This window comes from Kitasatospora sp. NPDC018619, assembly GCF_044391605.1.
GTDB lineage: Bacteria > Actinomycetota > Actinomycetes > Streptomycetales > Streptomycetaceae > Kitasatospora.
Genome location: NZ_JBISAI010000026.1, coordinates 39,716 through 61,856, shown reverse-complemented (window position 1 = coordinate 61,856; position 22,141 = coordinate 39,716). Strand labels below are relative to the sequence as shown.

Genomic DNA, 22,141 nt, shown 5'->3' with positions numbered 1-22,141 from the left:
CTCAGCGGATCAGCCCCCGCGCCCGCGCCTCGCGCACCGCCGCCGTCCGCGAGTCCACCCCCAACTTGGTGTAGATGTGCACCAGATGGGACTTGACGGTGGCCTGGCTCAGGTGCAGCCGCTGGCTGATCTGCTGGTTCGCCAGCCCGTCCGCGACCAGCCCCAGCACCTCGGTCTCCCGGGCGCTGAGCGCCGCCGCCGGCGTCCGCATCCGCTCCAGCAGCCGGTCCGCCACGCTGGGCGCCAGCGCGCTGCGCCCCGCCGCCGCGGCCCGGACCGCCTGGGCCAGCTCCTCCGGCGGCGCGTCCTTCAGCAGGTAGCCGGTGGCGCCCGCCTCCAGGGCGGGCAGGGTGTCCGCGTCGGTGTCGTAGGTGGTGACCACCAGCACCCGCGGCGCGCCCGGCCGAACGGTGATCGCCGCGGTGGCCTGGGCCCCGTTCATCGCCGAGCCCGGCCCGAACTGGAGGTCCATCAGCACCACGTCCACGCCCGGCCCGGCCGCCAGCTCGACGGCCTGCTCGGCGGTGGCCGCCTCCGCGACGATGGCGAAGTCCGGCTCGCTCTCCAGCACCGCCCGCAGCCCGGCCCGCACCACCGGGTGGTCGTCCGCGATGAGCAGCCCGATCACGGCGCCGCCTCCCCGGTGACCGGCAGCTGCACCGCCACGGTCGTGCCCTGCCCCGGCGCCGACTCCACCGTGAAGCCGCCGCCGAGCGCCCGGGCCCGGGCCCGCATCGTGGGCAGCCCGAACCCGCCGTCCGCGCCGGTGCGGCCGGCCACCGCCGCCGGGTCGAACCCGGCCCCGTCGTCGTACACGTCCAACGCCACCTCGCCCTCCATGTAGCTGAGCGTCACCTCCGCCCGTGCGGCCCCCGCGTGCCGGACGGTGTTGCCGAGCGCCGACTGCGCGATCCGCAGCAGCGCGACCTCCTGCGCGGCCGGCAGCCGGACGGGCTCCCCGGAGACGTGCAGGTGCACGGGCAGTGCGCCGTGCGCCGTCGTCGTGGCGCACAGCCGCTCCAACGCGACCGGCAGCGGATCGCCGTCCAGCGCGGGCGGGGTCAGCGCCCGGACGAACCGGCGGGCCTCGTCCAGGTTGTCCTGAGCGGCCTGCCGTGCCTGCTCGACGTACCCGGCGGCGGCCTCGGTGCGCTCCGGCAGGGCCCGCTGGGCGGCCCGCAGCAGCAGCTGGACGGAGCTGAGGCCCTGGGCGAGGGTGTCGTGGATCTCCCGGGCGAGCCGCTCCCGCTCGGCCAGCACCCCGGCCGCGTGGTGCGCGGCCTCGGCGTCGGCGCGGGCGGCGGTCAGCTCGTCGATCAGCCGGCGGCGCTCCTCGCTCTCCCGGTACAGCGCCTGGTAGCCGAGCACGGTGGCGGTGGCGACGGCCGCGCCGAGCGCGGGCCCCACCGAGGCGGCGAAACCGAAGCTGTGCTGGTGCCAGGACCACGCGGCGATCGACGCGGCGGCGGTCAGCCCGACGGCGACCAGCCCGGCGCGCCGCCCCAGCAGGTGCAGCTCCAGGAAGTACAGCGGGAACGCCAACCAGACGCCGTCCTGGGTGGCGACCAGCACGCCCGCCCAGGTGAGGCCGAGCAGCGCCAGCCAGAGCGCGGCCGCCCGGCGCGAACGGCGCACGGCCGCCAGCCGGGGCCCGACGGCGTAGACGGCGGCCATCGCGGTGGCGGCGGCGACCACGGCGGCCGGATCGCCGCCCCGGTCGACGAGCACGGCCCGGGCGGCGGCGAGCACGAGCAGCCCCGCAACGAGCAGGTGCAGGCAGACCTGGAGGACGCGGGCGACGGGGGTGGTTCTGGATCGTTCGGTCGCCATCCGTCCAGCCTAGGTTCCGCCCGCGCCGAACGGGATCAATCAAAAGGTTGAACTCCGCCTCTGCCCTTCGATGCCCAGGATGCAACCCCCGGCGCGATGCCCGCGGGGGCCGCGGTCCGGGACGGTGGAAGGGTCGACAAGTCCTGCGCAGAGAGAGGCCCACCGTGTTCGTCGCCTGGAGGGACCTGAGGTTCGCCAAGGGGCGGTTCGCCCTGATGGGGACCGTCATCGTGCTGATCACCGTCCTGGTCGGCCTGCTGTCCGGGCTGACCGCCGGGCTCGGCCGGCAGAACATCTCCGCGATCACCGGCCTGCCCGCCGACCACCTGGTCTTCGGCAGGCCGGCCGACGGGCAGAAGCTCTCCTTCACCGACTCCCAGGTCACCCCCGGGCAGTGGCAGGGCTGGGCCGCCGAGCCGGGCGTCACCTCCGCCCAGCCGGTCGGCATCACCACCACCAAGGCCGCCGCCGGGCAGCGCACCGCCGCGCTCTCCGCCTTCGGCGTCCAGGAGGACTCCGGCCTCGCCCCGAAGGGCACCCGGGTCGCCCCCGGCCGGGCCGTCCTGTCCAGGACGGCCGCCGAGAACCTGGGCGGCCTCGCCCCCGGCGCCGGCTTCACCCTGGCCGGCCGCCCGTTGACGGTCGCCGCCGTCGAGGGCGACGCCGCGTACAGCCACACCCCGGTGATCTGGACCACCCTCGGCGACTGGCAGCAGGCCGCCCCCGGCGGCGCCGGCCACGCGACCGTCATCGCGCTCGGCACCGCGAAGGGCGCCGACCTGGCCGGCGCCGACGCCCGCCACGGCACCGAGACCCGCACCCGCGACGACGCCCTCGCCGCGATCGGCTCCTACACCTCGGAGAACGGCTCGCTCCAGCTGATGCGCGGCTTCCTGTTCGCCATCTCCGCCCTGGTGATCGGCGCGTTCTTCACCGTCTGGACGATCCAGCGCAGCGGTGACGTCGCCGTCCTCAAGGCCCTCGGCGCCTCCACCCGCTACCTGCTGCGCGACGCCCTCGGCCAGGCCGTCCTGCTGCTGGTGCTCGGCACCGTCGTCGGCACCGCGATCGCCGTCGGGTTCGGCGCGCTGATCGGCTCCGCCGTCCCCTTCGTCCTGGACGCCCCGACCGTCCTGCTGCCCGCCGCCGTCATGATCGCCCTGGGCGCGGTCGGCGCGGCCCTGTCCATCCGCCGGATCACCTCCGTCGACCCGCTGACCGCCCTGGGGAGCGCCCGATGAGCCTGGACCTCGACCGCATCACCCTGACCTACCCGGACGGCGACGGCCGGCTCACCGCCCTCGACGAGGTCTCGCTGACCGTCCCCAAGGGCTCCCTCACCGCCGTGGTCGGCCCCTCCGGCTCCGGCAAGTCCAGCCTGCTGGCGGTGGCCGCCACCCTGATCAGCCCGGACTCCGGGCGGGTCGTCATCGACGGCACCGACACCGCGGGCCTCGGCCGGGCGGAGCTCACCGCGCTGCGCCGCACCAGGATCGGGATCGTCTTCCAGCAGGCCAACCTGCTGCCCTCGCTCACCGCGGTGGAGCAGCTCCAGGTGATGGCCCACCTGGACGGCCGCGCTCCGCGCACCGCCCTGCCCCGGGCGCTGGAACTCCTGGACGCCGTCGGCCTGCGCGACCAGGCCGGCCGCCGCCCGCACCAGCTCTCCGGCGGCCAGCGCCAGCGGGTCAACATCGCCCGCGCGCTGATGAACGACCCCACGGTGCTCCTGGTGGACGAGCCCACCAGCGCCCTGGACCACGAGCGCGGCGCGGCCGTCCTCGACCTGATCACCGACCTCACCCACCGCCGGGCCACCGCCACCGTCCTGGTCACCCACGACCGCACCCACCTGACGGCCGTCGACCAGGTCGCCGAGGTCCACGACGGGAGGCTGACGCTGCCGGCGGCGGTCTAGCCGAACAGCCGCGCCACCGGCATCGTCACCGTCGTCCCGGGCAGTGTGACCACCTGCCCGGGACGACGCACGACCCGCTCCCGGTACTCGCCACCCTCGGGTTCCGTCAGCACCAGCACCCGCCGATCGAGCCGGTCCACGATCACGTACCCGGGCACCCCGGCCCGCGCGTACGCGGCGGGCTTCCTGGTCAGGTCGCTGCACAGGGCCGCCGAGGTCACTTCCAGGACGAGACGGAAGATCCTCGGGTCGTAGCAGTTGTAGGTGACCATGTGGTCGTCGCCCGCACCGGCGACGATCGAGAGATCCGGCACCGCGAAGTCGTCCGGCCCGGTCGGCAGCCAGATGGCAAGCCGCTGGAAGACCTCCGTGGACCTGTCGTCCGGTCCTGCCGCGAAGCAGGCCCTCATCACGTCGGTGAGGATCGCGGCGTGGCGGCCGTCCGGTACCGGCTCGACGGACACCTCCCCTCCGAGCACCTCCACGCGGTGCCCTGGGAAGTTCCCGATGAGATGCTCAGCCATGTCGAGCGCCCTGTTCCGCACGCTTCGATTCTTGTGCGGGCCGTTCCGGAACCGCCGGCCGTCGCCCGGTCTTCACCCGAACGAGGGGTTTGGCTCCTACCGGGACGGCAGCCGCAGGGCGGGGGCCTCCGGCTCGGCGGGCTTCTGCTCGCCGGCCCACAGGGACCGCACATGGCTGAGGTGGCGGGTCATGCAGGCCTCGGCCCCGGCCGCGTCGCCGGCCAGCAGCAGGTCCAGCAGCTCCAGGTGCTCCTCCGCCGAGGAGACCAGCTCGCCGCGCTCGTCGAGCCGGTTGAGGCCGTACAGCCGCGAGCGCTTGCGCAGGTCGCCGACCACCTCGACGAGCCGGGTGTTGCCGGCCAGCCCGAGGAGGTCCAGGTGGAACTGGCGGTCGGCCTCCAGGTAGCCGATCAGGTCGTGCTTGCGGGCCGCCGCGACGATCGCCTCGGCCTGCGGGCGCAGCCGCTCCAGCTGCTCCCGGGTGGCGGTGCGCGCCACCCGGCCGACGGTCGGGACCTCGATCAGGGCGCGGATCTCGGTGTAGTCGTCGAGGTCGCGCTCGGTCAGTTCGGTGACCCGGAAGCCCTTGTTGCGGACGGCCTCGACCAGGCCCTCGCGGGCGAGGTCGAGCATGGCCTCGCGGACCGGGGTGGCGGAGACGCCGAAGTCGGCGGCGAGGGCGGGGGCGGAGTAGACCACGCCGGGGCGCAGTTCGCCGGAGATCAGGGCCGCCCGGAGCGCGTGGGCGACCTGGTCGCGAAGCCGCTCCTGTACGGAGATCAGGGTGCGGGATTTGAGGTCGGCCATGGTGTTCCTCCGGTGGGTGCAGAACACCAGCGTACAATGTCACGTTACGTTGCGTACGCGACGGCCGGTGATGCGGGCACCCGTCCCGACCCCCCTGGTGACACCGAAAGCCATGGTGGCAGCGGCCGTCGGCCGTGACAACGGCCGACGGCACACGATCTTCCACCCCCACGCAGGGCTACCCGCGGCGGAAGCGCCCCACCATCGTGGTCAGGCTCGCCGCGCCGTCGCCGGCCGCCACGCCCCGCCGCAGCGCCTGCGCCAGGACGGCCGGCAGCGCGCCGTCCACCCCGGAGTCCTCCGCGGTGTGCCGGACGTGCTCGACGCTCGCCAGCGCCATCGCCAGCCGGTCCACGTCCCCGCGGTGGTCCCCGGCGGTGATCCGCGGCGCGTAGAACGCCTGGAAGCCGGGCATCGCGGCGGCGGTCGAGCTCAGGTAGGGCAGGAACTCCTCGGCCGAGATGCCGTTGGCCTCGGCGATCGCCGTGGCGTGCAGGTAGCCGACCATCGAGGACCAGAAGAGGTCCATCTGGATCTGGTAGTACAGCTGCGCCAGCCCCGGGTCCTCGCCCCGGTAGTCGGCCCCGGTGAGCACCTCCAGGGCGGCCCGGTGCCGCCGGAACAGCTCGACCGGGCCGCTGTAGAAGGTGGACGACCCGGGGCTGCCGATGCCCGACGGTGGCACCTGCACCCCGCCGGTGAGGTGCCCCGCCCCGAGCGCGGCCAGCCGGCGGGCGGCCTCGCGGGCCCGCCCGGGGGTGTCCGAGCTGAGGTTGACGACCGCCTTCCCCGCCAGCGCCGGCCCGACCGCGTCCAGCACGGCGAACACCGCGTCGTAGTCGGTGAGGCTGAGCACCACCAGTTCGTTCGCCGCCACGGCCTCCCGCGCGGCGGGCGCCTCCCGCGCGCCGCGGGCGACGAGGCCCTCGGCCCGCCCGGCGGTGCGGTTCCACACGGTGACGGCATACCCGGCGTCCAGGAACGCCCCGGCCATCGCCTGTCCCATCGGGCCGAGCCCGATCACCGTCACGGACTTCTCCGTCTGCTGCTCCACGGACATGCGCCTTCCCCTCCTCTGGAACGAACGTTCTATTCAGAGCGCCGGGGCCGACGCTAGCACAGGAGTGGAACGAACGCTCTACTCAGACCCTCGGCTAGGATCGCGACGTGAAGACGCCCGAGAAGACCTCCCCCCAGGCCGGGGCGAAGCCCGGCACCCGCGAACGGATCGTCCGGGCCACCTCCCGGCTGCTCCAGCGCCAGGGGTACGAGGGCACCGGGATCAAGCAGATCTCCCGCGACTCCGAGGCCACCCTCGGGTCCGTCTACCACTTCTTCCCGGGCGGCAAGCAGGAGTTGGCCGCCGAGGCGATCCGGCACGGGGACGAGGAGTTCGCCGCCCTGCTGCGTGCCGGGCTGGGCTCCTGCGCCGACCTCGGCGAGGCGATGACCTCCTGCACCCGGCTGCTCGCCACGGAGCTGCGCGCCTCCGACTGGCAGGACGGCTGCCCGATCACCAGCACCGCCCTGGAGACGATCGGCCGGGTGCCGGTGATCGAGGAGGCGGTGGCCGAGGCCTTCGCCCACTGGCGGGCCCTGGTGGCGGAGCGGCTGCGCGCCGCCGGCATCGGTGAGGAGGACGCCCGCGAGCTGGCCGGCACCGTGATCAGCGCGCTGGAGGGCGCCGAGCTGGCCGCCCAGGTCGCCCGCAGCGAGGAGCCGCTGCTGGTCGCCGGCAAGCACCTGGCCCGGCTGCTCACCGCCTACGCCGGCGACCGCGGCTGACCAGCCGGCGGCAGGCCGCCCGCCGGCGAGCCGCCCGGCAGGCTCTGGACCGCAGAACGCGAGGAGCCGGTGCGGCGGGGATCCCCTCCCGCCGCACCGGCTCCGGTTCCACGACCCCCGACCACGACCAGGAGTGACGACGTGTCGATCGACATCGCGCTGTACGACGGCCGCCCGGCCGGTGGCGGCCGCAACGGCGCCCGGATGCTGCACCTGGCGCACCCGGGCGAGGCCCTCGACGAGGCGCTCGCCCGGCACGCCGACCCGGCCCGCCACCGGCTGGGCCGGATCGACCCCTACGGCGACACCCTGTTCGACGCCCAGGACGCGGGCGCGGCCTTCGAGGAGGCCACCGCCCTGCTCGCCCGCTGCACCACCGAGGAGCAGCGGGCGGCCGTCCGCGAGTTGCGCGACCTGCTCGCCGAATGCGCCGCCACGCCGGGCCGTTGGCTCGTGTTCCTGGGCGACTGACCCGCGACCGCGCCGGCGCACGGCCGAGCCGCCACCCCGCCGCGGCCCGGCCGCTACTGCCGTCGGTACACCTCCGCCGCGACCGCCAGGTCCTGCCAGGCCATCCCGACGCTCTTGAAGAACCGCGGCCGCCCGTCCGGCACCGGCGCGTCCCCGCGCACCAGCTCGGCGAGGTTCCACAGCTGCCGGCCGGCCACGCCCGCCATCAGCAGGTCCCCGGCCTCCCGGTGCGCGGCCGTCCGCGCCTCGACGTACAACTCGGCGCGCCGGACGAGCAGTTCGTCGACCTCCCGGGCGTCCGGCTGGTGCGAGCCGACCGCGGCCACCGCCGCGTGTGCGGGCACCAGCGCGCCGTCGAACAGCGGCGTGCGCGCGGTGGTGCAGCAGACCACCAGGTCCGCGTCGCGGACCACCTCCGGGCCGCCGAGTGCGGCCGCCAGCCCGAGCCCCCGCCCGTACCCGGCCAGCGCCCCGGCCCGCCCGGGGTCGCGCGCCACCACGGTGAGCCGGCGCAGCGGCCGGACGGCGAGCAGGGCGTCCAGGTGCCCGTAGGCCTGCGGCCCGGAGCCGAACAGCACCAGGTGCTCGGCCTCCGGCACCGCCAGCCGCCGCAGCGCGGCCGCGGTGACGGCGGGCGTGCGCAGCGCGGTGAGCGCGGCGCCGTCCAGCAGCGCGAGCAGCCGCAGGGTGGGCCCGTCCAGCAGCAGGTAGCTGCCGGTGATCCGGGGCAGCCCCCGCTCCGGGTTGGCGGGCGCGACGCCGGCGATCTTCACGCCCGCGTACCGGCCGGCGGCGGCCGGCATCAGCAGCAGTTCGCCGGCGGGCACCGGTACGGCCGACCGGGCGGGTGCCGCCTCCGGGTCGAACCCGTCCAGCAGCACCCGCTCGACCGCCCCCACCGCTTCGGCGGGCCCGACTCCGCCGGTGCCCGGCACGGCGTACCGGAGCGGCGCAACCGCCTCGCCGGGCCGTGCGGCAGGACTCGCGGCGCCCCCGCTCCCGGTGCCCCCACTCCCGGCGCCCTCACTCCCGGCGCCCCCACTCCCGGCGCTCCCACCCGCACCGCCCGCACTCGCCGCGCTCACAGCAGGAACCCCGTTCCCAGCCCGTCGTCCGGTTCCAGGACGAAGCCGTGCTCGCCGGTGCGGAACGCCGTCCCGCCGACCTCCGTGACCACGCCCGCGCCCTGCGGGTCGCCGCCCGGCAGGACCCGGCCGCTGAAGACCGTCCCGATGACCGACTCGTGCCGCAGCGGCTCGCCCGGGGCCAGCCGGCCCTCGGCGGCGAGCACGGCGAGCCGGGCGGAGGTGCCGGAGCCGCACGGCGAGCGGTCGATCTGGCCGTCCGCGAAGACGGTGACGTTGCGCTGGGTCAGCACCCCGTCCACCGGGGGGAGCTCGTCGTGGAGGATCACCCCGTACACGCCGGACAGCCGGGCGTCCGTCGGGTGGGCGACGGCTTCGTGGCCGGCCAGCGCGGCCCTGATCTCCCGCCCCACGGCGGTGAGTTCGGGCAACCGGGCCCGTTCCACGCGCAGCCCGAGGGAGGCCGCGGGCACCGAGGCGTAGCAGGCGCCGGAGTGCGCCACGGCGACCTCCGCGGTGCCGCGCGAGGTCTCCACCGCGAGCTTCGGCGCGGTGACCCGGCTGGGCACGTTGCGGAAGGTCACCCCGGTGGTCCGGCCGCCGCCGCGGTGCACCAGGGCGGTGACCCGGCCGGAGGGCACGTCGATGCGCACCCGCGCCACGCCGTCCGCGGGGGCCGCCACCAGTCCGGAGTCCACGGCCCAGGCGCCGAGCGCGATGGTGCCGTGCCCGCAGGCGGTGGAGTAGCCGTCCTTGTGCCAGAACAGCACGCCGAGGTGCGCCTCGTCGTCGTCCGGCGGCACCAGGAAGCCGCCGTACATCCCGGCGTGGCCGCGCGGCTCGCGGCTGAGCAGCTGCCGGACGTCGTCCAGGGCGCTGGGCCGGGGGGCGGTCGCGCTGCCGCCCGCGCCGAGCGCGATGGCGCGGCGTTCGGCGACGGTGTCGCCGGGGATCGGCGGGACGCCGTCCAGCACGATCCGGAACGGCTCGCCGGCCGTGTGGTAGTCGACGGTGCGGACGAACATCACGCCCCACCCGCCGGCAGCACGCTGACGGTCCGGCTGACGGTGTAGAAGTCCAGGGCGGCCTGGCCCTGCTCGCGGTCGCCGTGGCCGGCGCCCTTGGCCCCGCCGAAGGGCAGGTGGAAGTCGACGCCGCTGGACGGGGCGTTGACCCGGATCATGCCCGCGTCCAGCCGGTCGGCGGCGGCCAGCGCCACGTCCAGGCTGCGGGTGTGGACGGAGGTGGACAGGCTGTGCGGGGTGTCGTTGGCGAGCGCGACGGCCTCGTCCAGGTCGGCCGCGGCGTGCAGCACCGCGATCGGGCCGAAGAACTCCTCGCGCGCCAGCGGGTGGTCGGCCGGCACCCCGGCGAGCAGGGTCGGCTCGACGTACCAGCCGGCCCGCTCGGGCACCCCGCCGCCGGTGAGCACGCTCGCCCCGGCCTCGACCGCCGAGGAGACGGCCCCGGTCAGCCGGTCCCGGGCGGCGGCGGAGACCACCGGCCCGCAGACCGTGTCGTCGACCGCCGCCAGCGCCTTGACCAGCGCCTCGCGCAGCGGCTCGTACGCGGCGCCCACCGCGATCACCCGGCTGGTGGCGGTGCACTTCTGGCCCGCGTACCCGGCGATGGCCGCGGCGATGTGCCCGGCCGCCTGGGCGATGTCGGCGTCCGGCAGTACCAGCGCGGCGTTCAGCCCGCCGAGTTCGGCCTGCACCGGCACCCCGCGCTCGGTCGCCGCCCGCACCACGGCCCGGCCGACGCCGGTCGAGCCGGTGAAGGAGACCACGTCCGCGGAGGCCACCAGCGCCGCGCCCTCCTCCGCCCCGCCGGGCAGCACCGTGAGGACGTCCTCGGGCAGCCCGGCGAGCTCCGCGAGGCGCAGCGCGCAGGCGGTCGCCTCGGGGGCCGGCTTGAGCACCACCGCGTTGCCGACGGCGAGGGCCGGGGCGGCCTTCCAGGTCGGGATCGCCAGCGGGAAGTTCCACGGCGTGATCAGCCCGGCGGCCCCGTACGGGCGGCGCCGGGTGAGCAGCAGCCCGGGGCCGGCGGCGGTCTCGTGCACCGCTCCGGAGGGCGCGTACGGGGCCTGGGCGTAGTAGCGCCAGATCGCCGCGGTGCGGGCGACCTCGCCGAGCGCCTCGGCCCGCGGTTTGCCGACCTCCCGCACGACCAGCGCGGCCAGCTCGTGGGCGTGCGCCTCCACGGCGTCCGCGATCCGGCCGAGCGCCGCGGAGCGGGCACCCGCACCGGCGGCGAGCCAGTCGCCCTGCGCCGCCCGGGCCCGCCCGACGGCGGCCCGCACGGCCTCGGCGCCGGGCTCCTCGACGGCGACCACGAGGTCGTCCGGGTCGGCGGGGTTGTACGAGGTGATGGTCACAGCCGGCAGCCCTTCGGGGGGAGGTACGGGGGCGGAGGGGGGAGCGGGAGCAGGAGGGGCGGAGCGGCCGGTCAGAGCAGGAAGCCCGCCGGGAACGGGTCGCTCGGGTCGAGGAAGTACTGGGCCGTCCCGGTGACCCAGGCCCGGCCGGTGACGGTGGGCACCACCGCGGGCCGTCCGGCGACCTCGGTCTCCTCGACCAGGCGCCCGGTGAAGGTCGTCCCGATGAAGGAGTCGTTGCGGAAGTCCCGTCCGAGCGGCAGCTCGCCGCGCGCGTGCAGCTGGGCCATCCGCGCCGAGGTGCCGGTGCCGCAGGGCGAGCGGTCGAACCAGCCGGGGTGGATGGCCATCGCGTGCCGGGAGTGCTCGGCGGTGGAGCCGGGGGCGAGCAGCTGGACGTGGTGGCAGCTGTGGATGGACGGGTCCTGCGGGTGCTCCGGACGGTCCGGGCCCGCGTTGATCGCGTCCATCAGGGCCAGCCCGGCGTCCAGGATCTCCTGCTTGCGCGCGCGCTCGAAGGGCAGTCCGAGCCGGTCGAGCGGCAGGATGGCGTAGAAGTTGCCGCCGTACGCGAGGTCGTAGGTGACGCTGCCGAAGCCGGGCACCTCGACGGTGCGGTCCAGGGCGACGCAGTAGGAGGCGACGTTGCGGATGGTGACCGCCTTGGCGGCGCCGTCCTCGACCCGCACCTCGGCGACGACCAGCCCGGCGGGGGTGTCCAGCCGGACGGTGGTGACCGGCTCGACCACCGGGACCATCCCGGTCTCGACCAGGACGGTGGCGACCCCGATGGTGCCGTGGCCGCACATCGGCAGCAGTCCGGAGACCTCGATGTAGAGCACGCCGAAGTCGGCGTCCGGCCGGGTCGGCGGCTGGAGCACGGCGCCGCTCATCGCGGCGTGGCCGCGCGGCTCGTACATCAGCAGGGTGCGGAAGTGGTCCAGGTGCTCCTGGAAGTGCACCCGGCGCTCGGCCATGGTGGCGCCGGGGACGACCCCGAAGCCGCCGGTGATCACCCGGGTCGGCATGCCCTCGGTGTGCGAGTCGACGGCGTGGAACACGTGGCGGCTGCGCATGCGTCACAACTCCCGTACAGGTTCGGATGGTTGGTGCAGGTCAGGCCGGGCCGGCCGACGCCGCGGCCGGCCCGGGGGCCGACTCAGGCGAGGCCGTCGGCCAGCGCCTTCTCGGTGGCCGCGCGGACGACCGCCTCGACCTCCGGGGCGAGCGGGCCGCGGGGCGCGCGCACCGGGCCGCCGGGGCGCCCGGCGACGTCCATGGAGAGCTTGATGGCCTGGACGAACTCGGTCCTGGAGTCCCAGCGCAGCAGCGAGTGCAGCGAGGTGTAGAGCGGCAGCGCGTTCTCCAGGTCCTTGGCGACGGCGGCGTCGTACAGCGCCACCGAGGCGGCCGGCAGGGCGTTCGGGTAGCCGGCGATCCAGCCGACGGCGCCGGCCAGCGCCAGCTCCAGCAGCACGTCGTCGGCGCCGATCAGCAGGTCCAGCCCGGGGGCCAGCTCGGCGATCTCGTACGCCCGGCGGACGTCGCCGCTGAACTCCTTGACCGCGACGATCGAGCCCTCGGCGTGCAGCTGGGCGAGCAGCGGGGGGACGAGGTCGACCTTGGTGTCGATCGGGTTGTTGTACGCCACGACCGGCAGACCCGCCCTGGCGACCTCGGCGTAGTGGGCGCGCACCGAGGCGTGGTCGGCCCGGTAGGCGTTCGGCGGCAGCAGCAGGACGGAGCCGGCGCCGGCCTCGGCGGCCTGCTCGGCCCAGCGGCGGGACTCGGCGCTGCCGTAGGCGGCCACGCCGGGCATGACCCGGGAGCCGTCGCCGGCGGCCTCGACGGCGACCTCGACGACCCTGGCGCGCTCCTCGGGGGTGAGCGTCTGGTACTCGCCGAGCGAGCCGTTGGGGACGACGCCCTCGCAGCCGGAGTCGATCAGCCAGCGGACGTGCTCGGCGTAGGCGTCGTAGTCGACGGAGTGGTCCGGGCGCAGCGGGAGGGTGGTGGCGACCATGATGCCGCGCCAGGGGCGGGTGGGGTCGTGCTGGGTGATGGACACGTGAGCTCCTAGATGAGGTGTGACATTTTACTAGACCGGGCGGGCCGGAGACAAGGTCCCCGGCCCGCCCGTCGGCGGCGGAGCCGCTACGCCTCCGGGTCGGGTCCGGCCGCCGGCCGTCCGGGCCCCGCCGCCAGCTGGGAGAGCGGCACCGGGCAGCCCAGTGGCCGCCGGTCGGGCCCGGGCTCACCCGGTCCGGCCAGGCAGGCCACCGCCGGACCGCACATCCGCCCCTGGCACCACCCCATCCCGGCCCGGGTGAGCAGCTTGACGGTGCGCGGATCGCCCGCGCCCAGGTCGTCGACGGCCTCCCGGATCGCCGAGACCGGCACCTCCTCGCACCGGCAGACGTCGGTGTCGGCGCGCAGCCAGCCCGTCCAGCCGGGCCCCGGCCGGTGGGCGGCGGCCATCAGGGCGGCGAAGGCCCGCAGCCGCGAGCGGCGGCGCAGCAGGGCGGCCGGCGGCAGCTGCCCGGCCACCGCGTGGGCGGCCAGCTCGCCCTCGGCGAGCGCGAGGTCCGCACCGCCGACGCCGTTGGTCTCCCCCGCCGACCAGAGGCCGGGCACGCTGGTGCGCAGCCGGGCGTCGACCTCCAGTGCGACCGCGCCGTCCGGGCCGGTGACGGTCCGCGCGCCCAGCTCGGTGGCCAGGTCGATCTGCGGCAGCAGCCCGTGGCCGACGGCGAGCGCGTCGCAGTCGATCCGCCGCCCGGTGCCGGGCACCGGCCGCCAGTCGGCGTCCAGCCGGGCCACCGTGACGCCGGTGACCCGGTCCGTCCCGTGCGCCTCGACCACCGCGCTGCGCGGGCGCGGCCGCACGCCGTGGCGCAGCAGTGCGCCGCCGTGCCCGGCGCCCTCGACGAGCTTGCCGGGGACGCCCGCCAGCACGCCGGGGCGGCGCAGGTACCCGAGGTAGGCGGTGGCCTCGACCACCGCGGGCACCTCGGCCCCGGCGGTGACCAGCGAGGCAGCCGCCGCGAGCAGCAGCGGGCCGCTGCCGGCCACCACGATCCGCTTCCCGGGCAGTACCAGCCCGGCCTTGAGCATGGCCTGGGCGCCGCCCGCGGTGACCACGCCCGGCAGGGTCCAGCCGGGGAAGGGCAGCTGCCGCTCGTACGCGCCGGTGGCGAGCAGCACCCACCGGGACGGGACGGTGGCCCGGTCGGTGCCCTCCGGCCCGAGGGTGGCGTGCGCCGCGAAGCCGTCCGCGGTGCGCTCCAGCGCCCAGACCTGGTGCCCGGCCCGGAAGGCGGCCCGCCCGGCGCGCTCGTGCGCCCGGAACCGGGCGGCGAGCCCGGTGTAGGCGGACCAGCGGTGGTGCAGCCGGTCCGGGCGGGCCGCGCCGAGGGCGGGCGCCGGGTGGCGGTAGTACTGCCCGCCGGTGCTGCTCCCGCCGTCCAGCAGGGCGCAGCTCAGCCCGAGGTCGGCGGCGGCGACGGCGGCGGCCAGTCCGGCCGGGCCGGCGCCGACCACGACGAGGTCGACGGTCTCAGACGGTGAGGTCGGCACGGCCGTGGCCCTCCTGGGTGGTGACGGTGGTGCCGGGCTCGGCGGGGAGCAGGCAGGTGCGCTGGTTGGGGCGGCCGTCCACGGTCGCCAGGCAGTCGAAGCAGGCGCCGATCCCGCAGAACGCACCGCGCGGCCTGCCGCCGACCCTGGTGGTGCGCCAGGCGAGCACGCCGTCGGCCCACAGGGCGGCGGCGATCGACTGTCCGGGCAGCGCGGGCACGGGCCGCCCGTCGAACTCGATGTGGTGGGCGGGCCCGGGCTCGGCCTCGACCAGCCCGGCGGGGGTGCGGCGGCGCATCGGCGGCCTCTTTCCGATCTCACGGGTCCAGGAAGGGTCCGGAAGGCGTTCCGGTACGGGTGCTCGGGCGGCCGGGCCGTCACCCGGCCGGGAAGCGGTCCGCCCGGAACGGTGCGAGGTCCAGCTGCGGCCGACCGCCGGTGAGCTGCTCGCTGATCAGCAGTCCGGTCGCCGGGGCCAGGCCGATGCCGGCCCCCTCGTGCCCGCAGGCGTGGTGGAGCCCGGGCACCCGGGGGTCCGCCCCGATGGCCGGCAGGTGGTCCGGCAGGTACGGGCGGAAGCCCCGGTAGGCCCGCAGCACGGTGACGCCGGCGAGCACCGGGAAGAGTGCGGCGGCCTGCCCGGCGAGCCGGCGCAGCACCTCCTGGGAGAGCGTGCGGTCGAAGCCGACCCGCTCGCGGCTGGCGCCGATCAGCACCGGCCCGCCGGGGGTGCCCTCGATCACGGCGGAGGTCTCCAGCCCGGCCGATCCGCTGGCCACGTTGGCCACGTAGTCGGCGGCGTAGACCTTGTGCCGCACCACCCGCGGCAGCGGCTCGGTGACCAGGACGAAGCCGCGGCGGGGCAGCACCGGCAGGTGCACCCCGGCCAGGGCGGCCACCTCGCCGCCCCAGGTGCCGGCCGCGTTCACCACGGCGGGGGCGGCCAGGGTCCGCCGGTCGGTCCGGACGCCGCGCACGGCGCCGTCCGGGCCGAGGTCCACGGCGGTGACGCTCTCCCCGGTGATCAGTACGGCGCCCCGGCGGCGGGCCTCGCGCAGCAGGTGGGCGGCGGCGAGGGCGGGCTGGACCTGGGCGTCCTGCGGGTAGTGGAAGCCGCCGGCCAGGCCCTCGGCCAGGTGCGGCTCCAGCTCGCGCAGCCGCTCGCCGGGCACCTCCTCGGCCTCGACCCCGGCGGCCCGCTGCCCGGCGGCGAAGGCCCGCAGCGCGTCCTGCCCGGCGGCGGTGGAGGCGACCACCACGCCGCCCTTGGGCTCGTACTCGACCGCCGGGCCGAGGCCGTCGGCGAGCTCGCGCCAGAGCCGGGTGCTGAGCAGGGCGAGGTCGAGCTCGGGGCCGGGCTCCTTGTCGGAGACCAGCAGGTTGCCCTCGCCCGCGCCGGTGGTGCCGCCGGCCACCGGCCCGCGGTCCACGACGGCGACGGCGAGCCCGGCGCGGGCGGCGTAGTAGGCGCAGGCGGCGCCGACCACACCGGCGCCGACCACGACGACGTCCAGGGGAGGTCCCTCGTTCTTCGACACGCCAGTAATATGTCACATGCCATGCAAGCTGCCAAGACCGCCCCGCCGAAAGCCGACCGGCCCCACCAGCGCCGAGGCCGGGAACGCCGAGGGGCCCCGGCCCACCGCTCGGCAGAGCGGTCGGACCGGGGCCCCTCGGGAACCACCGGCTCAGGTGATGTCGTCCATCTCCTCGCGGCGGGCCGCCGGCACCGGCGCGGCGCTGGCCGTCGGCGCCGCCGAGGCGCTCACCGACTCCGCGCCGTCGACCCCCTGCACCGTGAGGTCCAGCTGCGAGGCCTCCTCGTCGTCCAGGTCGGCGTCCGGGTTGTTGCGCCGCTTGCGGCGGTCGTTGAGCAGCGCGACGGCCACCGCCACGAAGTACAGCGCCCAGATCGGCACGGCCAGCAGCAGCATGCTGATCGGGTCGGCGCCCGGGGTGGCGAACGCGGTGAACACGGTGATGCCCATGACCATCCCGCGCCACCAGCCGAGCAGCCGCTTGCCGGTCACGATGCCGACCAGGTTGAGCATCACCAGCAGCAGCGGGAACTCGAAGGCGAAGCCGAAGACCAGCACCATCCGGGTGGCGATGTCGAAGTAGTCCTCGGGCGGCAGGATCGGCGTGGTGTCGCTCGGGGTGAACGAGATCAGCATCTCGACCATCGTCGGCATGACCCAGATGGCGCAGGCCACACCCGCCAGGAACAGCGGGGCGCCGCAGGAGATGAAGACGATCGCGTACTTCTTCTCGTGCTTGTGCAGCCCGGGCGCCACGAAGGCCCACACCTGGTACAGCCAGACCGGGACGGCCGCCACCACGCCCGCGGTCAGCGCGACCTTCAGCATCCAGTTGAAGCCGGCGGTGAGGCCGATGTTGGACACCTGGGCGCAGCGCCCGTGGAACTCCCCCGGGTCCTTGCCGCACTGCGGCAGCGGCTGGAGCAGGAAGTGCTCGATCTGCTTGTGGTAGACCGCCGCGACGACCGCGAACACCACGATCGCCAGGACCGACTTGACCACGCGGTTGCGCAGTTCCCTCAGGTGGTCGGCGAGGGCCATCCGCCCCTCAGGATCCTTTGACGCCTTCGGCGCCTTGGAGAGCTTGCTCAACCCCGGTCCTCAACTCGTGCGTCGGGGCCCGCCGGTCGGCGGGCCTCCGTGGTCGCGCGCGCCCCGCGCGTCGGGTGCCTCACGTGCGCCGCGCTCAGTGCGGGCGGTCGGCGTCGGGCGCGGTGGCCCCGGCGGCGGGCTCGCCCACCGGACGGGCCGTGGCCGTCGCCCCCGGAGCTGACTGGATGGTCCGGCCCGTGCCGCCGTCGACCGGGGCCGCGGTCGGCTCCGCCCGGGCGGCCTGCTCGGACGCGCCGTCCGAACGCATCGCCTGGGCCTCGCTCTTCAGGATCCGCATCGACTTGCCCAGCGAGCGCGCCAGGTCCGGCAGCCGCTTGGCTCCGAACAGCACGATGGCGAGAACCACGATCACCACGATCGCGGTCATCGAGATGCGCATGCGCGACCACCTTCAGTCATGGCGGCCCGTCGGGCCGTCCGCTGCGGATGGTAACCGCTGCGGATGACGCCACGACGACGGCCGCCCGAACAGGACAGCGGCCCCCGGTACGCGGTTCAGGAGCCGACTGAGAGCGTAACCCGCCCTCACCCGCGCGCAGCAGTCCCCGTACCGCCCGGGGGCCGACTGTGCTACGCGCTCGCCGCGCCCGCCGCGCTCCGCTCGGCCGCCGCCGGGGCGCCCGCGCCCGGCACCGCCTCCGCCAGGTCCCCGGCCGCCGCGGCCAGCGCCCGCGAGGCCGTGTCCACGCCCCGGGCCAGCGTCCGCACGTCCAGCCAGAGCCGGATCCCGAGGACCCCGAGGACCAGCAGGCCCGCGGTGGCGAGCAGGACGGCGGCGACGAGCATCCAGGACATGCGCCCACCCTATACGGGGGTCACCCCTCCGCCGGGACCAGCCGCATGGTGCGCACCCCGGCCCCGGTGAGCGCCTCGACGATCTTCTCCCCGGCCGGCTTGCGCACCGCCGCCCCGCAGCGCGGGCAGCCGAAGCTGTAGTGCGCCTGGGCCGGGGTGCGACCGAGGGTCAGGCGGAACTCCTCGGCCGGGAGCTCCACCTTCTCCCGGCACTCGGAGCAGTACACCTTGAATCTCGTCCCGGGTTCCACCGCTCAGGCCCGCCCCTCCCCGTAGGCGGCCAGCGCCTCCCGCGCGGCCGAGCGCGCCTGCTCGGCCAGCTCGGGCGGCGAGACGATCCGGCCGTCCCGGCCCAGCCGCAGCGCCAGCGGGCGCAGCTGGGAGGGGTCGGCGCTGCGCAGGGTGATCCGCAGCCCGCCGTCGGGCAGTTCCTCGGCCCGGTCGTGGGTGTAGTACTCGGCCACCCAGCGCCCGCCGGAGGAGACCTCGACGACCACCTCGGGGTCGTCCGCGGCCGGGTTCACCAGCCCGCCGCTCAGGTCGCGCGGCTCGCGCCGGGGCGGGTCGGCCGGGACGTCCAGGACGCGGATCTCGGCGACCCGGTCGAGCCGGAACATCCGGTGGTCCTCGGAGGTGCGGCACCAGGCTTCGAGGTAGGTGTGGCCCTCGGTGAGCAGCCGGATCGGGTCGACCTCGCGCTCGGTCATCCCGCCGCGCCCGTGCGAGTAGTAGCGCAGCCAGAGCCGGCGGCCCTCGCTGAGCGCGCGGTCGATGTCGGCGAAGACGTGGCTCTCCGCCTCGAAGGTCACGCCGACCCGGGCGCTGCCCTCGGCGCTCTCCCCCGCCGCGTTCTCGATCTTGGCGACGGCCCGGGTGAGCGCCTCCCGGTCCCCGGCCCGCAGGCCCGGCAGCCCGGCCACCGCGCGGGCGGCCACCAGCAGCGCGGTCGCCTCGTCGGCGGCGAGCCGCAGCGGCTGCGCCACGTCGTCCACGTTGTGCCACCAGATCCGCTCGCCGTCGGTGTCGATGTCGAGCAGGTCGCCGCCGCGGAAGCTGGTGCCGCACATGGGCAGCACGTCGAGGTCCGCGATCAGCTCGCGCTCGCTGATCCCGAAGGCCCGGGCCACCTCGGCGACCTCGGCCCCGGGCCGCTCGCGCAGGTAGGTGACCAGCGACAGCATCCGTCGCGTCTGGTCGATGGCGTTGCTCATGCGTCCACTCCGTCGGTACCCGCGACCGCCCGCAGCCGGTCGACCACATCAGCCCGCAGCTCCTCCGGCCCGAGCACCAGCACGTCCGGCCCGAACTCGGCCAGGTCCGCCCCCAGCCCGTTGCCGTACGGGATCTCCAGCTCGTCCCAGTCCTCGTCCACCCGGGTGCTGCCCAGCGCCTTGGTCCGCAGCGGGAAGCCGGCGCCCCGGCGGACCCGGACGGTCGCGGTGGCGGTGGCCCCCTCCCCGGCGAACTTCGCCACGGTGGCCCGGACGTCCACGTGCTCGGGCACGGTGCCGAGGAAGGCCCCGGAGCGCGCCTTCACCCGGCCGGTGATCCGGCTGAGCCGGAACACCCGGGCGTCGCCCCGGTCGCGGTCGTACCCGGCCAGGTACCAGTGCCCGCGCCAGCACTCCAGCGCCCACGGCTCCACGCTGCGCTGCTCGACGGAGGCGGCGCCGGCCTTGCGGTACGCGAAGGTGACCGGCCGGCGGTCCCGGGCGGCGGTGAGCAGCGGCTCGAACGCGGCCTCCCGGGCGGGGATGCGCGGCTCCAGGGCGGTGCGGCCCTCGGCCTCGGCGAACGGCACCCCGGCCGCCCGCAGCTTCTGGAGGGCGCCGCTGGCCGCGCCGGACATCTTGGCCTGCTGCCAGACCCGGGCGGCCAGGGTCAGCGCGGCCGCCTCCTCGGCGTCCAGGGCGATCTCGGGCAGCCGGTTGCGGTCGGGGCGGGCCAGGTAGCCGAGCTCGCCGTCCAGGGTGCTCTCGTCGACGTCGATCACCAGGCCGAGCTCGCGCAGGTCGTCCTTGTCCCGCTCGAACATCCGGTTGAAGGCGTCCTCGCTGCTGTTCTGCCAGGCCTCGCGGTACGCCTCGATGGATTCCCGCAGCTCCTTCTTGGAGAGCGGACGTCTGGTGTTCATCAGGCACAGGGCGAGATTCATCAGCCGCTCTGCCTTGGCGATCGCCATCGCTGACCCTTCCGGTGTGCCGCGCCGCGCGCGGGGTGCGCCAACCGGGCGATCACCACCCGGCGGGACCGACCGTACCGGTAGCGGTACGCACGGCAAAAGCGGCCTCCCGCACCTGCTGTCCGCGCCGTGCCGTTCCGGCCCGGAAAGGCCCGTGGGCCGGGCCCCCGGAGGGGTCCGGCCCACGGTCGGCGCGGACTCAGACGGCCAGCAGGTCGACCACGAAGATCAGGGTCGAGTGCGGCGGGATCGCCGGCGTCGGCGACTGGGCGCCGTACGCCAGGTGCGACGGGATGGTCAGCTCGCGGCGGCCGCCGACCTTCATGCCGACGACGCCCTGGTCCCAGCCCTTGATGACGCGGCCCTTGCCCAGCGGGAACTGGAACGGGGCGGTGCCCCGGTTCCAGCTCGCGTCGAACTCCTCACCGGTCTCGAAGGTCACGCCGACGTAGCGGACGCTGACGTTCTGGCCCGGCTTGGCCTCCGCGCCGTCACCGACGACGATGTCGCGGATCTTCAGCTCCGACGGGGCCTCGCCGACCGGGAAGTCGATCTCGGGCTTCTCGTTGAGGTTGGCGCTCACAGTCCCTCTTCTCGCATTCGCTTGCATTCACGACCAAGCGGCGGGCGCCCGCCCCGGTCCGCCCGGACAGCCGTCCGGACGGACCACGGTACGCGCGCCCGCCGCCCGTCCGGGTCCGGCCACGCGGCCGGACCCGAAGGTCACACGTGCACCATTGTCACCCGAAAGTGGATCAGCCCTGACCCGCGTCGAGGATGTCCACCACGAAGACCAGCGTCGCACCGGCCGGGATGTCGCCCTGGCCCTTGTCGCCGTAGCCCAGCGAGGCGGGGATCACCAGCTCGACCCGGCTGCCGACGGTCTGGCCCTCCAGGCCCTGGTCCCAGCCCTGGATGACCTGGCCGCCGCCCACCGAGAAGCTGAACGCCTGGCCCTTGCTGAGCGAGGAGTCGAACACCTTGCCGCTGGAGAACAGCGCGCCGGTGTACTGGACGACGACCTTCTCGCCCTTCTCCACCTTCGGCCCGCTGCCCTTGATCAGGACGTGGGACTTCAGCTCGGTCGGGTCCTTCGCCCCGGCCACCGGGGTGATCTCGGCCGGCTTCTTGCCGTTGTCCTTGACCTGCGGGAAGTCCGCCGGCGGCGGGGTGACCGTCCCGCTCACCACGGCGTCGGGCGCGTTGGCGTTGCGGACGTCGATCACGAAGACCAGGTCGTCCTTGGGGCCGATCGACATGTCGGCCTTGCCCTGGGCGCCGAACGCGGCGGCCGGCGGGGCCACCACCAGCAGCCGGCTGCCGGCCTTCTTGCCGATCACGGCCTGGTCCAGGGCCGGGATCAGCGCGTCGGTGCCGGCCTGGAAGATCTGCGGCTTCCCGTTGGCGTCGTACGAGCTCGGGATGTCCTTGCCGGTGTTCCAGTCCTTGGCGGTGTAGTCCACCGATGCCCAGGAGTTCTTCTCCACCTTGGGGCCGGTGCCCTCGGTGAGCACCTTGACGACGAAGGAGCCGTCCGAGGCCTCGCCCGGGATCTGGATCTCGGCCTTCTTGCCGAATTCGCCGGTGACGGTCGGCAGCACCTTGGCGCTGTCCTTGATCGGCGGCACCGGCTCGGCGGTCGGCGTGGGCGGCGCGCTCTTGGCGGCGTCCGGCGCGGCCGCGGCGGTGTCCTTGGAGCCGTCCTTGTTCACCATGTACAGCGTGACGCCGCTGCCGACCAGCAGCAGGGCGATCACCGTGCCGAGGATGACGCCCAGCTTGCCGACGCCGGGCGGGTTCTCGTCGTACCCGGCCTCCGAGGTGTCGGTCTTGCGCACGTTGGAGGCGAAGATCTGCGGGGCGTCGTCCGTCCTGGTACCGCCCGGGACGCGCGGCGCCTCGCCGGGCTTCGCCCAGCCCGCCTGCTGCGCGAGGATCGCCGGGGGAACGACGATCGACTCGCGCTCCCCGCCGACCGGGCCGCCGGGGCGGGAGGCGACCGGGTCACCCGCAGAGCTGTCGTTCGCCGCGGGACCGGCCCCGCCCGGGCTCGGCGTCTTCTCAGTCATGACTCCCCATCCATCTCGCCACGAGGTCTTCCAGGTCTGCGCCCGGCGTGGGCACGCCGGCCTGCGGT

Annotated in this window: 25 protein-coding genes; 4 read left to right on the top strand and 21 right to left on the bottom strand. The window is 75.6% G+C overall.

Annotated features, from left to right (window positions below; all coding sequences use genetic code 11):
• Window position 1 precedes the first annotated feature (1 nt).
• Together ACH5AR_RS30290 and ACH5AR_RS30285 are read right to left on the bottom strand one after the other, a co-directional pair.
• Entirely contained in the window at window positions 2–628 is a 627-nt protein-coding gene (locus ACH5AR_RS30290; RefSeq protein WP_396304720.1) for a response regulator, read from the bottom strand.
• A complete protein-coding gene (locus ACH5AR_RS30285; RefSeq protein ID WP_396304719.1) occupies window positions 625–1,830 on the bottom strand; it encodes a sensor histidine kinase in 1,206 nt (401 codons plus the stop codon). Before ACH5AR_RS30285 ends, ACH5AR_RS30290 begins: the two co-directional genes overlap by 4 nt.
• Window positions 1,831–1,994: 164 nt before the next feature.
• Here ACH5AR_RS30285 and ACH5AR_RS30280 point away from each other — a divergent pair, with 164 nt between their 5' ends.
• On the top strand, window positions 1,995–3,071 hold the full coding sequence (locus ACH5AR_RS30280; RefSeq protein ID WP_396304718.1) for an ABC transporter permease: 1,077 nt from the start codon (window positions 1,995–1,997) through the stop codon (window positions 3,069–3,071).
• Window positions 3,068–3,748 carry an ABC transporter ATP-binding protein gene (locus ACH5AR_RS30275; protein WP_396304717.1) on the top strand — a complete coding sequence of 227 codons (681 nt, stop codon included), beginning with the start codon at window positions 3,068–3,070 and terminating at the stop codon, window positions 3,746–3,748. The genes ACH5AR_RS30280 and ACH5AR_RS30275 overlap by 4 nt, the downstream gene beginning before the upstream one ends.
• On the opposite strand, the gene ACH5AR_RS30270 is transcribed toward ACH5AR_RS30275, so the two are convergent.
• From ACH5AR_RS30270 to ACH5AR_RS30260, 3 genes are all read right to left on the bottom strand, one after another.
• Window positions 3,745–4,272, bottom strand: a complete 528-nt coding sequence (locus tag ACH5AR_RS30270; protein WP_396304716.1) for a Uma2 family endonuclease — start codon at window positions 4,270–4,272, stop codon at window positions 3,745–3,747. The genes ACH5AR_RS30275 and ACH5AR_RS30270 overlap by 4 nt on opposite strands.
• Before the next feature lie 96 nt (window positions 4,273–4,368).
• On the bottom strand, window positions 4,369–5,079 hold the full coding sequence (locus tag ACH5AR_RS30265; protein WP_396304715.1) for a GntR family transcriptional regulator: 711 nt from the start codon (window positions 5,077–5,079) through the stop codon (window positions 4,369–4,371).
• 178 nt (window positions 5,080–5,257) lie between these two features.
• Window positions 5,258–6,139 (bottom strand): NAD(P)-dependent oxidoreductase, encoded by an 882-nt coding sequence (locus tag ACH5AR_RS30260; RefSeq protein ID WP_396304714.1) that lies wholly within the window; start codon window positions 6,137–6,139, stop codon window positions 5,258–5,260.
• A 107-nt stretch (window positions 6,140–6,246) separates the two neighbouring features.
• Here ACH5AR_RS30260 and ACH5AR_RS30255 point away from each other — a divergent pair, with 107 nt between their 5' ends.
• Window positions 6,247–6,864, top strand: a complete 618-nt coding sequence (locus ACH5AR_RS30255; RefSeq protein WP_396304713.1) for a TetR/AcrR family transcriptional regulator — start codon at window positions 6,247–6,249, stop codon at window positions 6,862–6,864.
• 141 nt (window positions 6,865–7,005) lie between these two features.
• Entirely contained in the window at window positions 7,006–7,335 is a 330-nt protein-coding gene (locus tag ACH5AR_RS30250; RefSeq protein ID WP_396304712.1) for a hypothetical protein, read from the top strand.
• Between the two features lie 53 nt (window positions 7,336–7,388).
• On the opposite strand, the gene ACH5AR_RS30245 is transcribed toward ACH5AR_RS30250, so the two are convergent.
• From ACH5AR_RS30245 to ACH5AR_RS30170, 16 genes are all read right to left on the bottom strand, one after another.
• Window positions 7,389–8,270 carry an ornithine cyclodeaminase family protein gene (locus ACH5AR_RS30245; RefSeq protein ID WP_396304711.1) on the bottom strand — a complete coding sequence of 294 codons (882 nt, stop codon included), beginning with the start codon at window positions 8,268–8,270 and terminating at the stop codon, window positions 7,389–7,391.
• Window positions 8,271–8,416: 146 nt separating this feature from the next.
• Window positions 8,417–9,445, bottom strand: a complete 1,029-nt coding sequence (locus ACH5AR_RS30240; RefSeq protein ID WP_396304710.1) for a proline racemase family protein — start codon at window positions 9,443–9,445, stop codon at window positions 8,417–8,419.
• Window positions 9,445–10,809 carry an aldehyde dehydrogenase family protein gene (locus ACH5AR_RS30235; RefSeq protein WP_396304751.1) on the bottom strand — a complete coding sequence of 455 codons (1,365 nt, stop codon included), beginning with the start codon at window positions 10,807–10,809 and terminating at the stop codon, window positions 9,445–9,447. The genes ACH5AR_RS30240 and ACH5AR_RS30235 overlap by 1 nt, the downstream gene beginning before the upstream one ends.
• A 62-nt stretch (window positions 10,810–10,871) precedes the next feature.
• Entirely contained in the window at window positions 10,872–11,876 is a 1,005-nt protein-coding gene (locus ACH5AR_RS30230) for a proline racemase family protein (protein WP_396304709.1), read from the bottom strand.
• Between the two features lie 83 nt (window positions 11,877–11,959).
• Window positions 11,960–12,823: a dihydrodipicolinate synthase family protein gene (locus ACH5AR_RS30225; RefSeq protein WP_396304750.1), complete on the bottom strand. Its 864-nt coding sequence runs from the start codon at window positions 12,821–12,823 to the stop codon at window positions 11,960–11,962.
• 131 nt (window positions 12,824–12,954) lie between these two features.
• A complete protein-coding gene (locus ACH5AR_RS30220; protein WP_396304708.1) occupies window positions 12,955–14,376 on the bottom strand; it encodes an NAD(P)/FAD-dependent oxidoreductase in 1,422 nt (473 codons plus the stop codon).
• Window positions 14,357–14,674, bottom strand: a complete 318-nt coding sequence (locus tag ACH5AR_RS30215) for a (2Fe-2S)-binding protein (protein WP_396304707.1) — start codon at window positions 14,672–14,674, stop codon at window positions 14,357–14,359. Before ACH5AR_RS30215 ends, ACH5AR_RS30220 begins: the two co-directional genes overlap by 20 nt.
• A 79-nt stretch (window positions 14,675–14,753) precedes the next feature.
• On the bottom strand, window positions 14,754–15,914 hold the full coding sequence (locus ACH5AR_RS30210) for an NAD(P)/FAD-dependent oxidoreductase (protein ID WP_396304706.1): 1,161 nt from the start codon (window positions 15,912–15,914) through the stop codon (window positions 14,754–14,756).
• 150 nt (window positions 15,915–16,064) lie between these two features.
• The gene (tatC, locus tag ACH5AR_RS30205; RefSeq protein ID WP_396304749.1) at window positions 16,065–16,955 is read right to left on the bottom strand and encodes a twin-arginine translocase subunit TatC; all 891 of its coding nucleotides are present in this window, start codon (window positions 16,953–16,955) and stop codon (window positions 16,065–16,067) included.
• 145 nt (window positions 16,956–17,100) lie between these two features.
• Window positions 17,101–17,406: a Sec-independent protein translocase subunit TatA gene (gene tatA / locus ACH5AR_RS30200; protein ID WP_396304705.1), complete on the bottom strand. Its 306-nt coding sequence runs from the start codon at window positions 17,404–17,406 to the stop codon at window positions 17,101–17,103.
• Window positions 17,407–17,597: 191 nt separating this feature from the next.
• On the bottom strand, window positions 17,598–17,822 hold the full coding sequence (locus ACH5AR_RS30195) for a hypothetical protein (RefSeq protein WP_396304704.1): 225 nt from the start codon (window positions 17,820–17,822) through the stop codon (window positions 17,598–17,600).
• A gap of 20 nt (window positions 17,823–17,842) precedes the next feature.
• A complete protein-coding gene (locus tag ACH5AR_RS30190) occupies window positions 17,843–18,049 on the bottom strand; it encodes a hypothetical protein (RefSeq protein ID WP_380699046.1) in 207 nt (68 codons plus the stop codon).
• Between the two features lie 27 nt (window positions 18,050–18,076).
• Entirely contained in the window at window positions 18,077–19,033 is a 957-nt protein-coding gene (locus ACH5AR_RS30185; protein WP_396304703.1) for a helix-turn-helix transcriptional regulator, read from the bottom strand.
• A complete protein-coding gene (locus tag ACH5AR_RS30180) occupies window positions 19,030–20,004 on the bottom strand; it encodes a helix-turn-helix transcriptional regulator (RefSeq protein ID WP_396304702.1) in 975 nt (324 codons plus the stop codon). Before ACH5AR_RS30180 ends, ACH5AR_RS30185 begins: the two co-directional genes overlap by 4 nt.
• A 199-nt stretch (window positions 20,005–20,203) precedes the next feature.
• Entirely contained in the window at window positions 20,204–20,587 is a 384-nt protein-coding gene (locus ACH5AR_RS30175) for an FKBP-type peptidyl-prolyl cis-trans isomerase (RefSeq protein ID WP_396304701.1), read from the bottom strand.
• Between the two features lie 172 nt (window positions 20,588–20,759).
• A complete protein-coding gene (locus ACH5AR_RS30170) occupies window positions 20,760–22,073 on the bottom strand; it encodes an FKBP-type peptidyl-prolyl cis-trans isomerase (protein ID WP_396304700.1) in 1,314 nt (437 codons plus the stop codon).
• Window positions 22,074–22,141 lie beyond the last annotated feature (68 nt).

Bases quoted from the DNA above. Each gene is read 5' to 3' on its own strand.
- ACH5AR_RS30285 (WP_396304719.1), bottom strand. From the start codon at position 1,830: ATGGCGACCGAACGATCCAGAACCACCCCCGTCGCCCGCGTCCTCCAG.
- ACH5AR_RS30275 (WP_396304717.1), top strand. From the start codon at position 3,068: ATGAGCCTGGACCTCGACCGCATCACCCTGACCTACCCGGACGGCGAC.
- ACH5AR_RS30270 (WP_396304716.1), bottom strand. From the start codon at position 4,272: ATGGCTGAGCATCTCATCGGGAACTTCCCAGGGCACCGCGTGGAGGTG.
- ACH5AR_RS30265 (WP_396304715.1), bottom strand. From the start codon at position 5,079: ATGGCCGACCTCAAATCCCGCACCCTGATCTCCGTACAGGAGCGGCTT.
- ACH5AR_RS30260 (WP_396304714.1), bottom strand. From the start codon at position 6,139: ATGTCCGTGGAGCAGCAGACGGAGAAGTCCGTGACGGTGATCGGGCTC.
- ACH5AR_RS30240 (WP_396304710.1), bottom strand. From the start codon at position 9,445: ATGTTCGTCCGCACCGTCGACTACCACACGGCCGGCGAGCCGTTCCGG.
- ACH5AR_RS30230 (WP_396304709.1), bottom strand. From the start codon at position 11,876: ATGCGCAGCCGCCACGTGTTCCACGCCGTCGACTCGCACACCGAGGGC.
- ACH5AR_RS30225 (WP_396304750.1), bottom strand. From the start codon at position 12,823: ATGGTCGCCACCACCCTCCCGCTGCGCCCGGACCACTCCGTCGACTAC.
- ACH5AR_RS30215 (WP_396304707.1), bottom strand. From the start codon at position 14,674: ATGCGCCGCCGCACCCCCGCCGGGCTGGTCGAGGCCGAGCCCGGGCCC.
- tatC (WP_396304749.1), bottom strand. From the start codon at position 16,955: ATGGCCCTCGCCGACCACCTGAGGGAACTGCGCAACCGCGTGGTCAAG.
- tatA (WP_396304705.1), bottom strand. From the start codon at position 17,406: ATGCGCATCTCGATGACCGCGATCGTGGTGATCGTGGTTCTCGCCATC.
- ACH5AR_RS30195 (WP_396304704.1), bottom strand. From the start codon at position 17,822: ATGTCCTGGATGCTCGTCGCCGCCGTCCTGCTCGCCACCGCGGGCCTG.
- ACH5AR_RS30185 (WP_396304703.1), bottom strand. From the start codon at position 19,033: ATGAGCAACGCCATCGACCAGACGCGACGGATGCTGTCGCTGGTCACC.
- ACH5AR_RS30180 (WP_396304702.1), bottom strand. From the start codon at position 20,004: ATGGCGATCGCCAAGGCAGAGCGGCTGATGAATCTCGCCCTGTGCCTG.
- ACH5AR_RS30170 (WP_396304700.1), bottom strand. From the start codon at position 22,073: ATGACTGAGAAGACGCCGAGCCCGGGCGGGGCCGGTCCCGCGGCGAAC.